The 11,876-nt window shown below is 64.6% G+C and carries 9 protein-coding genes and 2 pseudogenes; 6 read left to right on the top strand and 5 right to left on the bottom strand.

All coding sequences use genetic code 11. The features are described from left to right. Positions 1-497: pseudogene (locus ACE3UY_RS09560) on the top strand (metal transporter); the annotation flags it as partial. Positions 498-570: 73 nt separating this feature from the next. Here the strand turns inward: ACE3UY_RS09560 and ACE3UY_RS09555 are convergent. Beyond that, positions 571-1,104, bottom strand: coding sequence for a CHRD domain-containing protein (locus ACE3UY_RS09555; protein WP_374687312.1), 534 nt, complete (start codon positions 1,102-1,104; stop codon positions 571-573). Between the two features lie 463 nt (positions 1,105-1,567). Further along, entirely contained in the window at positions 1,568-1,963 is a 396-nt protein-coding gene (locus ACE3UY_RS09550) for a CoA-binding protein (protein WP_374687311.1), read from the bottom strand. Between the two features lie 662 nt (positions 1,964-2,625). Between ACE3UY_RS09550 and ACE3UY_RS09545 the strand changes: the two genes are divergently transcribed. The 4 genes from ACE3UY_RS09545 (at position 2,626) to ACE3UY_RS09530 (ending at position 7,064) form a co-directional block, all read left to right on the top strand. Continuing rightward, positions 2,626-3,981, top strand: a complete 1,356-nt coding sequence (locus ACE3UY_RS09545) for a form I ribulose bisphosphate carboxylase large subunit (protein ID WP_374687313.1) — start codon at positions 2,626-2,628, stop codon at positions 3,979-3,981. 121 nt (positions 3,982-4,102) lie between these two features. Beyond that, complete coding sequence (locus tag ACE3UY_RS09540) at positions 4,103-5,098, top strand: phosphoribulokinase (RefSeq protein ID WP_374687310.1); 996 nt, start codon at positions 4,103-4,105, stop codon at positions 5,096-5,098. Positions 5,099-5,286: 188 nt separating this feature from the next. Then, complete coding sequence (locus ACE3UY_RS09535; protein ID WP_374687309.1) at positions 5,287-6,237, top strand: ketose-bisphosphate aldolase; 951 nt, start codon at positions 5,287-5,289, stop codon at positions 6,235-6,237. Between the two features lie 152 nt (positions 6,238-6,389). After that, a complete protein-coding gene (locus ACE3UY_RS09530) occupies positions 6,390-7,064 on the top strand; it encodes a ligase-associated DNA damage response endonuclease PdeM (RefSeq protein ID WP_374687308.1) in 675 nt (224 codons plus the stop codon). Positions 7,065-7,170: 106 nt separating this feature from the next. Here ACE3UY_RS09530 and ACE3UY_RS09525 read toward each other — a convergent pair. Further along, a pseudogene (locus ACE3UY_RS09525) lies at positions 7,171-7,311 on the bottom strand (type II toxin-antitoxin system HicB family antitoxin); the annotation flags it as partial. A gap of 58 nt (positions 7,312-7,369) precedes the next feature. Here ACE3UY_RS09525 and ACE3UY_RS09520 point away from each other — a divergent pair. Continuing rightward, positions 7,370-7,792, top strand: a complete 423-nt coding sequence (locus tag ACE3UY_RS09520; RefSeq protein ID WP_374687307.1) for a DUF3054 domain-containing protein — start codon at positions 7,370-7,372, stop codon at positions 7,790-7,792. Between the two features lie 294 nt (positions 7,793-8,086). On the opposite strand, the gene ACE3UY_RS09515 is transcribed toward ACE3UY_RS09520, so the two are convergent. Beyond that, positions 8,087-10,504 (bottom strand): N,N-dimethylformamidase beta subunit family domain-containing protein, encoded by a 2,418-nt coding sequence (locus ACE3UY_RS09515; RefSeq protein WP_374687306.1) that lies wholly within the window; start codon positions 10,502-10,504, stop codon positions 8,087-8,089. Positions 10,505-10,700: 196 nt separating this feature from the next. Next, positions 10,701-11,876 (bottom strand): hypothetical protein (locus tag ACE3UY_RS09510; RefSeq protein ID WP_374687305.1); only part of this gene is annotated, 1,176 nt, incomplete at its 5' end.

Genomic DNA, 11,876 nt, shown 5'->3' with positions numbered 1-11,876 from the left:
TGCTGGCCATCGGCCGCCGCGCCGGGCCGCAGTCGCCGCTGCGCGTGGCGTCGCTCATCGCTCTGGGCATCGGCCTGCACAACTTCGGCGAGGGGCTGGCCATCGGCGCGGCCTTCGCCACGGGCGCGGCGGCGCTGGGCTCCTTCCTGGTCATCGGCTTCACGCTGCACAACATCACCGAAGGCGTGGGCATCGCCGCGCCGCTGACCCGCCGCGACCGGCCGCCGCTGCGCGTCTTCGTGTTGCTGGCGCTGCTGGCCGGCGCGCCGGCCATCCTGGGCACGTGGATCGGCGGGCTGGCCTTCTCCCCCTTCCTGGCGGCGCTCTTCCTCAGCATCGGCGCGGGGGCTATCTTGCAGGTCATCTGGGAAGTGGGCAAACTGCTGTGGCGCGACGCGCGGGCGGCCGGCGGCTCCCCCCTGGCCTGGCCCAACTTCGCGGGCCTGACCGCCGGCATCCTCATCATGTACTTGACGGCCTTCCTGGTGAAATTCTGAGAAATTAGGAATTAGGAATTGAATACGTCGCAGCGGGCCGTGTTCTTAATTCCTAATTCCTAATTCTTAATTGTTACCGCACTTGCCCGCGGATCTCACCGGTGGGGAAGTCGCCCGGGCCGCTGTTGGGCGGGTCTACCATGTCATTGGTGTGGACGTTGACGTAGGTCACGCCGGCCCGCATGGCCGCCACCAGTTCGTTGAGCTCGCCGGGGGCGATCCCCTGTACCGCCGGGCCAACCACGTCGGCCGCGTCAATCGTGCCCGTCACCGTGCCGCCCTCCATCGGGCAGGCCGGCTTGTCGCCGCCGCCGCACAGGAAGGCGCTCACGCCGCCATTCACGCCCTTCTGGGCGAAATGGATATGGGCCGCCATGACGTTCTGCAGGTCATCGTAGGTGAGTGTGTAGTCAAGCATCGTGCCGCCGTCGGTCAATCTAGCCCGGAAACTGCCCCAGCCCGGCGAGGAGATCGACGGCACTTCTTCATAGCCGGTCAACTTGGCTCGGAACGTACGCCGGGAGGACGCGCTGTCCGGCTGTTGCGCCGCGACGGCCAGCAGCGCCAGGAGAATCACAAACGCCAACAGGAGGGTAAGCTTTTTCATCTTCCGTTTCCTCTGTACTGGTGAGCTAATAGATACTAACCAATCCGATATGGTTCAGCGTATCTCCGCATCCGGCAAATGGAATCACCTCCTCGTCAATGGCCGAGTTTTCCGGCGAGCGCGTCGCCGGTGGATGCACAGTGGATAGGGTTTTTGGTTGATAGGCGTCTGAAGTTCTCTTTCTGTCCGAGCACGGCGTCGGGCCGCCTGTGGCAGATAGCCGAACAATGAGAACCGATAGTTGGCGCTCAGGCGAGGAAGGGAGAGCGAAGAAAGGGAGTAGCGTCGGCAGGAACGCGCCTCGATCCGATACCTAACAGTATAGGCGCGTTAATTGACTTGTCAACATTGTGAAAATCGGCACAGGGGATGAGAGGAATTGCACAGAATGAGCAGCTGCTAGTGACAAGTGGACAGTGGTCAGTTAGCTACTGACCACTGTTCACTGATCACTGACCACTGTTCACAATGGATCACTGTGCAACCGCAAATGCTGCACCCGCATGCACTGGTTCATGATCACATCCAGACCGGCAGCGCGGCCGCGGGCGGCGGCCTCATCGTTGGCAATGCCCAACTGCATCCACACCGCCTTGGCCCCGGCGGCGATGGCCTGATCCACGATGGGGCCAGTGTCCTCGCTGCGGCGAAAGATCTGCACCACGTCAATTGGCTCCGGCACGTCGGCCAATGACGGGTAAGCCTTCTCCCCCAGCGCCTCGGCGAGCGTGGGGTTGACGGGGATGATGCGGTAGCCGTTGGCCTGAAGATAAGCGGGCACGGTGTGACTGTGCCGCGACGGGTCGTCCGTCAGTCCCACCACCGCCACCGTCTTCGCCGTGCGCAGAATCTTGTCCATGGTCTCTTGATCGTGGTATCTCATGAGGGACATTATACCGCGCCGGACGAGCGTGTACGAAGAATGGGACGCTGATTTCGTTGATTATTACGCTGATTTTAGCGGCCATCATCAGTATCGTTCGCCTGCGAAAATCAGCGGAACCATCAGCGAAATCAGCGTCCCATTCTTACGGCTCCGGCGTGGTCGCGTCGTCGCCGCCAAGGACAGAGATGTGGGTCTTCCTCGACCTAGACCCCGGACGCTCCAGCCGGGCTGGATAAAATGCAGACCAGAATGGCCGCTTCGCCCGCGCCAAGATTGGCATTTCGACTGTTTACGCCGCCCGGCGAAGGTGCTATACTGTTTTGTGAATTCTTGCACAAATACCTCGTTGGGGAGCGGCCGTTCTGCGCCGCCGCCTTTGTTGTACATGTGGTCGGGGAGACCGCACCGGGCGCAGATGGGAGGTCCGCGCGACCGCGCCGGATCTATTTACTACGGTTCCTGGTCAACAACCGGCGTCAGAGCGATTATATCCCGCCGGGTGGTCGCTCTGGCCGTTGGCAACAATTGTTGGATTCAAGTTGATTGACGCTCCCACGTCACGACGCCTTGGCGTCACGACGCGATTGCGTCAGGAGGTCATAACCGTGAGCACCCATGTCGTTGGTCCCCGCAGCATCAAGAAGCCCCCCACCGCCGAGTTGAGCGCCGCCTATGAGGCCGGCGTTCGCCCCTATGCCGTTGACTACTACGTCCCGGACTACATCCCACAGGATACCGACCTGCTATGCGCCTTCCGCATCCAGCCACGCGGCGTGAGCATGATCGAGGCCGCCGCCGCCGTCGCCGCCGAGTCGTCCACCGGAACCTGGACTGAAGTGTGGTCGAACCAGCTGACCGATATCGACTTCTACAAGGCCAAGGTCTACGCCGTCGTCGATGACATCGCCTACATTGCGTATCCGATGGATCTCTTCGAGGAAAACAGCGTCGTCAACATCATGTCGTCCATCGTCGGCAACGTCTTCGGCTTCAAGGCCGTGGGCGCGCTGCGCCTGGAGGACATGCGCATCCCCCTGGCGCTCGTGAAGACCTTCCCCGGCCCGCGCGTCGGCATCTACGACGAGCGGGTGTGGAGTAACAAGTGGGATCGCCCCCTGCTGGGCGGCACGGTCAAGCCCAAGCTGGGCCTCTCGCCCAAGGCGTACTCCACCATCATCTACGAATGCCTGGTCGGCGGCCTCGACACGTCGAAGGACGACGAGAACATGAACAGCCAGCCGTTCAGCCGCTGGCGCGACCGCTTCATGTACGCCCAGGACGCCGTGGAGCGGGCCATGGCCGAGACGGGCGAGTTCAAGGGGCACTGGCACAACTGCACCGCCGGCTCGACCGAGGAGAGCCTGCGCCGGCTGGAGTACGCCGCCGAGCTGGGCAGTCGCATGGTGATGTATGACTTCCTGACGGCCGGGTTTGCCGCCTCGGCCGACATCTTCAAGCGCGCCAGCGAATTGGACGTGATCGTCCACTGTCACCGGGCCATGCACGCCGTCTTCACCCGCCAACCCAACCACGGCATCGCCATGCGCGTCGTCGCCAAGTGGCTGCGCCTGACCGGCGGCGACCACCTACACACCGGCACGGTCGTCGGCAAGCTGGAAGGCTCCTGGAACGACACGCTGGGCATCATCGACATCCTGCGCGAGCGGTACGTCAAGGCCAACCTGGAGCATGGGATCTACTTCGATCAAGACTTCGGCGGGCTGAAGGCGACCTGGCCCGTGGCCTCGGGTGGCATCCACGTCCACCACGTGCCCGACCTGCTCAAGATCTACGGCCCCGACGCCTTCTTCCTGTTCGGCGGCGGCACGCACGGTCACCCCGACGGCAGCCGCGCCGGCGCCACGGCCAACCGCGTGGCCGTCGAGGCGGTTCTGGAAGGGCGCACCCTCCAGGACGCGGCCCGCACCTGCCCCGAATTGCGCAAGTCGCTCGAACTGTGGTCCGAGGTGCGCTTTGATGTCGTCCAGTAATCGTTGAGAGTTGTCAGTTGAGCGTTGATAGTTGTTAGTGATTGGTCGCCGCTGACGAGCGATTGACGACTAACAACTATCAACCAACAACTATTAACTCTCAACTCCGGGGAGGCCACCAATGAACCGCAAGACCATCATGCTGGGGGTCGCGGGCGATAGCGCGTCGGGCAAGACGACGATCAGCAAGGGCATTGTCGAAGCGCTGGGCGCCGATCAGGTCACCGCCATCTGCTGCGACCACTACCACAAATACAACCGGGAGGAGCGCCGGCAGCGCCACCTGAGCGCCCTGCACCCGGAGTGTAACTACATCGACATCATGGAGCAGCACTTCCGCCTGTTGCGCGAGGGGCAGCCCATCCTGAAGCCGGTCTACAACCACAAGACGGGCGACTTCGACAAGCCGGACTACATCGAGCCGACCAAATTCGTCATCATCGAGGGGCTGCTGCCGTTCCACACGCGCATCATGCGGCTCTGCTTCGACGCCAAGGTCTATCTGGACCCGCCGGAAGAGTTGCGCACCGAGTGGAAGATCAAGCGCGACACGACCAAGCGCGGCTATACCGAGGAGCAGGTGCGCCGTTCCATGCGCGGGCGCGAGGACATCGCCCCGCGCTTCATCCACCCTCAGCGCAGCTACGCCGACATGATCGTGCGCTTCTATCCGCCCGACCTGGGCCACGTCGACGCCGCCGCGGCCGGCGATAGCCACCTCAACGCCGAGCTGGTGCTCATGCCGACGCTGCCCCACCCCGACCTGACCGACGTGCTGACGCACAGCGGCCCCGACCGCCGCGAGCCAAGTCACCCAGCGATGCGGCTGGAACTGGCCCGCTACGAGGGCCGCCCGGCCGACTACCTGGAGATCGACGGCAATGTCTCGCCGGAGAAGGCCGAAGAGCTGATGGACATCATCCGCGGCCACCTGCCGCCCAACGCCAATCTGGATGAGAGCCGGCTGGGCCGCTACCAGTACGGGCTGGAAGAGCGGCGCAGCTACCCCCTGGCGCTGACGCAACTGCTCATCGCCTATCACCTCGTCAAGTCGGCCGACCAGATGGCCTTCGCCACCGACCGGGCGGTGAAGCCGCCGCTGGAGGCGTTGAACTAGGTCTATCAGACCCACCCCTTCACCAGACCTGACAGGTGTTGGGCGTTGGCGGCCAACGCCCAACACCTGTCAGGTCTATTTTTCTTGCTATAATTCCCCAAGAGCGCCGGGCGGCCGGACATCCCCCCTGCTCCCCCGCACCCCCGCTCCCCTGCGAAACGAAACCAGACCCAACAGGAGACCCGTCCATGATCGTCACAACCGCCCAACTCTTCAAGGTGGCCTACGGCAAGTTCGCCGTCGGCGCGTACAACATCAACAACATGGAGCAGGCGCTGGGCCTCTTCCAGGGCCACATCGAGGCTCAGGCCCCCTTCATCATCCAGCTTAGCAAGGGCGCGCGCAAATACGCCAACGCCCGCGTGCTGGAAGCCATCATCCGCGCCGTGGAAGCTGAGTATCCAGAAGCCATCTTCGCCGTGCACCTCGACCACGGCGACGAACAGACCTGCTACGAGTGCATTGACTCCGGCTTCTACAGCTCGGTCATGATTGACGCCTCGCACGAGCCGTTCGAGGAGAACGTCGCCACGACCCGCCGCGTCGTCGAGCGCGCCCATGCCAAGGGCATCAGCGTCGAATCGGAGTTGGGCAAGCTGGGCGGCGTTGAAGAGGATATCCAGGTGGACGAGAAGCACGCCATGCTGACCGACCCGGATGAGGCCAAGCTATTTGTGGAGCAGAGCGGCTGCGACAGTCTGGCCGTCGCCATCGGCACCAGCCACGGGGCCTACAAATTCGCCGGCTCCCAGGGGTTGCACTTCGACCGTATCGAGGCCATCCAGGCCAAGCTGCCCGGCTTCCCGATGGTCATGCACGGCAGCAGCAGCGTGCCGCAGGGTGAGGTCTTGCGCATCAACGCCGCCGGCGGCAAGCTCGACCCGTCGGCCAAGGGCGTGGATGACACCCAGTTTGCCCGCGCCGCCAAGCTGGGCGTGACCAAGGTCAACATCGACACGGACGGCCGCCTCGTCTGGACGCGCGTCCACCGCGAGTTCTTCCGCGACCATCCGGAGGGTTTCGACTTCCGCACGCCGGGCAAGGAGTACGTCAAGGCGTACGCCGATTTCATAGTGGACAAGAGCAGGAAGCTCGGCTCCTTCGGCACGCTCGCCGAAGTCCGCGCGGCCGTATCGTAAAGCAGGAAGAGGCTCACGCAAAGAGCGCCAAGAAGCAAAAAACGCAAAGAGGAATTGTCGCTTGGCGTTCCTGGCTTCCTTTGCGCTCTTCGCGTGAGATCGATCTTCGGGAATCTGTGAACTCCGTTTCCACTCGCTTACGTGGGGAAGAGTTGCTGCTCCTGCCGGAGCGGGCCGTCTATTGGCCGCGGGCGGGGACGCTGATCGTCGCCGACCCCCACTTTGGCAAGGCCGCCGCCTTTCGCGCCGGCGGCATCCCCATCCCCGGCGGCACGACGGCCGAAATGCTGCGCCGCCTCGACGCCGCGCTCGACCGGACGGGCGCGGCCCGGCTACTCGTCCTGGGCGATCTGCTCCACGCCCGCAGCGGTCGCGCCCCCCGCACACTGGAGACGGTCGCCGCCTGGCGCGCCGCCCGCCCCGGCCTGCGCGTCACCCTGGTGCGCGGCAACCACGACCGGCGCGCCGGCGACCCGCCGGCCGAGTGGGGCGTCGAATGCCTGGACGCGCCCGTCGCCGAGCCGCCGTTCCTCTGGCTCCATGAGCCGCCTGTGGCGCGGGTTTCTGAACCCGCGTCTTCAGCCCCGGCAAATACAGAAAACGCGGGTTGCCAACCCTCGCTACAAGCCTACCCGGTGGCCGGCCACGTCCATCCCGCCGTCGCCCTCGGCGGCAACGGCCGCGGGCTGACCCTGCCCTGCTTCTACTTTGGCCGGGAGTATGGCCTGCTGCCGTCGTTTGGGGAGTTCACAGGGACAGCCGTCGTGCGCCCGCGGCCGGGCGAAGGGGTCTTTGTTCTGGCCGGCGACGAGGTCATCGCCAAGTAGGGGCGCACCTGCGTGTGCGCCCTGGGGCTGCGTGTGCGCCCTGGGGCTGCGTGTGCGCCCTGGGGCTGCGTGTGCGCCCTGGGGCAGACACGTAGGTCTGCCCCTACTCTTGAATGATGATCTCAACGTTCTCTAAAGCCTCAGCATAAGTACCACCATCGGCCATACACCCGGCTAACTCTGGTACTTCAGCAATGAACGACTGATCCTCATCGCTCCAATAGAGGATAACTTCGTAACGAATCATAGCTTTGACAGACAGCGAAACTTGGCGCAAGTTCGTAGCTTACGTTAAAAATAGCCTTATGACAGCTGTAAGACAAGCAACGAACCTAAGTGACAGAGAGATCAAGTGGTGGCTGGTCGTCGGCGACTGGCTGCTCCTGCTCCTCTTCGTCTTCATCGGCCAGCGCGACCACGGCATGGCTGTCGTCGGCGCGCTGCCCAGCCTGTTCACCACCACCCTGGCCATCGGCGTACCCTGGACGATCGCCGCCCTCCTGCTGGGCACGTTCCGCTACGGCGCGGGCCTGAGCTGGCAGGTCTGGCTCGGCCGCGTCCTGACCACCTGGCTGGTGGCCGCGCCGCTGGGGCTGCTCCTGCGCGCCCTCCTCCGCGGCCAGGCGTCCATCCCCGTGCCCTTCATGCTGGTCCTCCTCAGCCTGGGCGGGCTGTTCATGCTCGGCTGGCGGGCGCTGGTCTACTGGCGGCTCTCCCGCCGGCCGTAGAGCGATTTGGGCAAATCGCCCTATTCAAATCGACCGCCAGGTTGAACCGCTGCCCGGCGAGGATAACCAGGTCCCCTCGGTCGCCGACCTGAGCGAGGTAGAAGCGCTGGCCGGTGCGCGCCCATTGGCTCCAGCCCAGTTGCCGGCCGGCTACGCGTTGCGCTGAACGATCCGGCGGCCGATGGGAGCGCCGCGCCCAAATTAATCAACCACAGATTAGACAGATGAGACGGATTGAACCAAGCGTTCAATCCGTCTCATCCGTTACACCCGTGTGAATCCGTGGTTCAATGATTACCGGATCACAAACGGCAGATATACCCCATACGCCGGCGCCGGCCCGGTTGGCGAGGGGGAGGCCGTCGGCGTCTCCGTGATCAACACCTGGCCCGGCTCGGTCGCCGTGGGCGAGGGCGTGGGGCTGGCCGTCGCCGCGCCAGTAGACGTGGCGGTGGGGGTCGCCGTGGGCGTCGCGTTGGGGTCTTGAGTCGCGGTGGCCGTCGCCGTGGCCGTGGGGCTGGGCGTCAGGGTCGTGGTCGCCGTGGCCGTGGCTGTCGGTGTGGCGGTGGCCGTGCTGGTCGGCGTGGCCGTGGGCGTTGGCCCTGGGTCGGGCGGGTAGCCGAAGCGATGCCCGTCCACAATGAACTCGTCCAGGCAGTAAAGCCCACTCACGCCGCCTTTCACCCGCATCGACCCCAGATCAACGCGATTGAGCGCCGGCATGGCCGACAGGTTCGCCGTCTGGTCGTACCCCGCGCCGTCGATCCACAGCGCCACACGCCCCGTCAAGCGGTTCCAGCCCGTCTCCACCAGGAAGAACCGGTCGGACGGCACGTTGACCCACGGCAGGTTGCCCCCCACCGGCTGATAGCGCATCTGGAAGCTGTTGCCCTGCCGCTGCAACTGCAACTCCATCAGCGGCAGCGGCTCGGCCGTCCGGTCGTCGGCGTACTGCTGCAACACGTTGAAAGTGTTGCCGCTAGCCAGCGTCAGGCCGCTTAGCTTCATATAGAAGTGGCTGTAGAGCGCGTCGGCCCTGGCCCAGTTGGGGCGCACCTGCGACTGGTAGCGCGTCTCGCCCACCGGCTTGAACTCCATGCCCGCCCCATCCACGCCGCAGGCCAGCGTCAGCCGGCTCGCCCCCGACCCGCTCGACTCATAGAAGTTGTTGCGGGCGATGTCGCTCTGCCAGGCCGTAGACTTGAAGCGGCCGCGGGCGATGTCGTAGCAGTTGAAGCGGTCGTACAGATAGTATGCAGTATCGGGCTTCTCTGGCTCGGCCGGGAAGTTGCCGGCCAGGAAGCGGTCGAGCACGTTGCGGGTGATGCGGCCGATGGTGGGATCGCTCAGGCCGTTCGCCCAGCCCGTTGTGCCGGCCGAGAAGAGCGCGCCGCCGGCCGGCGTGGTGTAGATGCCCATCATCGTGAAGTTGTCCAGGTCGCGCATGTTGCTGTAGACCGTGGTCAGCCCCAGGATGGTGAAGTTGTGCGGCGTGCCGGTGTTGCCCAACGGGCCGAGCAAGGTGCTGCCGTCGGTGGCGCAGTTGAAGGCCATACCGTCTGACTCCTTGTCGTGGATGGAGGTCTCCAACGAGCTGCCCTTGCCGATGAGCTTGTTCTCCGTCACGCCCGTGCCCTCGTAAATCCAGTGGCTGGTGTTGACGGCATAGTAGCCGTCGCCGTTGGCCCCCGGATAGCCGCCGTACGGCCAGTGCAGACCGGTGTAGGTAAAGGGCGTATCGTAGATGGTGTGATCCCAGGGGTTGTTGGTGTTCAGCGTGCGATCCTTCTCCGGATCCTTCTTCCAGTCCTTGTAGCCGACCATCGTCCGGCCGTCGTCCTCATAGCGAACCTGCCACCACATGGTGTTGCCGCTCAGGCTGAGGAAGCGCCCACCCTCATCCAGGAAACGTCGCAACTGCTGCCGCGCGTCCCACGTCCAGTACTCACTGTGCCCGGCCACCATCGCCACGTCGTAGTGGGACAGCAAATCGGGGTGGAAGTGCAGGTCATAGGTTGTGGCGTATTCGACCGCGTAGCCGTTGGCCTCCAGCCAGGGGATAGCCACGGCCTCCCAGAAAGCGTACTTGCCCACGCCGTTCTCGAAGGGCCGGTCGAAACTGACCTTGGTCGCCTTCACCGAGTCGCCAAAGCCGTAGAGTGACCCGCCGCCATAGGCGTTGTAGGCCTGGTGAGTGTTGACCGAGGACAGGAACAGGATGCGCGCCGTGGAACCGGGGTTGTCCTCGCGCACCCAGAAGATGATCTTCCGCTGGCGCGTGCTGCCGGCCTTGAATTCGGCCACGTAGGCGCCCGACGGCCAGTCGGTGGGCACGGTCAGGCTGGCGGCCACGGGCCAATCGCAACCGGCGGCGTAGAGGCCGTTGCAGTCATACGTCCCGGCCGTGACGCCGGTCATCGTCTTCATCAGGCGGCGCGGCGTGCCCTCCCGGTAGATACTGATGTCGGTGGTCGATCCCGCGTCGAGCGAGATGTGAAAGTCGAGCGACTCCCCCTGAGCCACTGACACCTTGGAGGCATAGCCGCCGAAGTTGTAGGTCACGACGCTGCCTGTGGTGATCGGGCCGGCGTCGCCGCTCTCGCCGCTCTCGGCAGCCGGCGCGCGCCCACCCGAGCAGGCGACGGTCAAAAGGACAATGGCTCCCAACAGCGAGACCAATAGCCCTGGGCGAAGATGGCGTAACAGGTTCATGTGACCCTTCTTGATGATGTGGGCAAACGTGGGCAACCGGCGAGCGACGCAACCGAAGACACAGGGTGGCTCACCAACTTCCCACCCTGATCATAGGGGATTAAGCTTACAATGTGGCTTACTTTAGGGAATAGAGGCTAGGGGTTAGGGGCTAGGGAGGAGCGTTCCTCTCTAGCCCCTGGGCATTCCTTAGTGGTTACTGAGGTGGCTGAACGTGCAGGCCGTCCACGTTAAGGGCCGGCGGCAGATCGTAGGCCGACCAGAAAAGCTCGAACGTACAGGCCGACACACTGCCCAACGCGGAGGGGACGCAGCGCGCCAGGTCAGCCGGGCCAAACGCCAGGTCGGCCACTGCCGCCGCCCCCGTGGCGCTCAGCAGGATTTCGTTCTCTCGCGCCCAAACCGCGTCGATGTTCTCGGAGGCCAGGGTCAACCCCACGTCGGAGCCGTCCAGGTAAAGCGCCCACTGTCCGGCGCTGTTCGCGCCGGTCTGCGTCGGGGTCAGGGCCAGGAGGTCGTGCCCCGTGCCCTTCAGCACGTTAGGCGCGCGGCCGATGGCGAAGGCGGACACAGTGCTGATGAGCAGTCGGCCATCAGGCAGCACGTCCAGGGCGTCAATGTCCTCGCCCAGGGCGAGTAGATCCACGTCGGAGCCATCTAGATACCACTCAAAGCGCCCGGCGGTGTTGTCGCCGAGGGCCGTGGGTACAAAGCGCACCACGTCGGCGTCCTCGACGCGCCCCAGGGGTACGAGGTTCGTCAGGCGCTTGTCCACGCTGAGCAGCAGCGATCCGTCTGGCAGCAGAACGAAGGCGTCCACGTCGGACGCGCCCAGGCCCACGTCGGAGCCGTCGAAGAAAAGCGCCCAGCTTCCCGACTGCGGATCGTAGTGGAGGATGTCCTCATCGGCGAACGCCAGCCCGCCGCTCGCCCCATCCTGGGCGAAGCTGAGGTACAGTTGGGCGACCGGGTCGGGCGGGGGCGGCGCTTCAGCGGTCAGATCATAGACCAGTTCGTCCAGGCAGAGGGCGCCGCCCACCGAGCCGGCTACATTCATCACACCAAAGTCGGCCCGGTTCAGCTTGGGCGCGCTCCGCAGATCGACGTTGTTCAGCGTCTTGCGCGCGCCATCAATGGACAGACTCACCTGGCCCGCCTGCTGATCCCAGTACGTTTCCAGCAGGAAGAACTTGTTGTCGGGCACGGGCGTCCAGTCCAGGTTCGCGCTGGCCGGGCCGTAGCGCGCCACCACCTTGCCGGCGCGCCGGCCCACCTGGAGCGTCGTCACCGGCGCGGGCTCGCCGTTGCGCGCGTCGGCGTACTGTTGGAACAGATTGAACGTCGCGCCCTCGCCCAGCGTCAGGCGGCTCAG

Source organism: Promineifilum sp. (SeqCode), from assembly GCF_041918635.1.
GTDB lineage: Bacteria > Chloroflexota > Anaerolineae > Promineifilales > Promineifilaceae > Promineifilum.
Note: the sequence above shows the minus strand (reverse complement) of the source record. Positions and strands in the feature narration are given on the sequence as shown.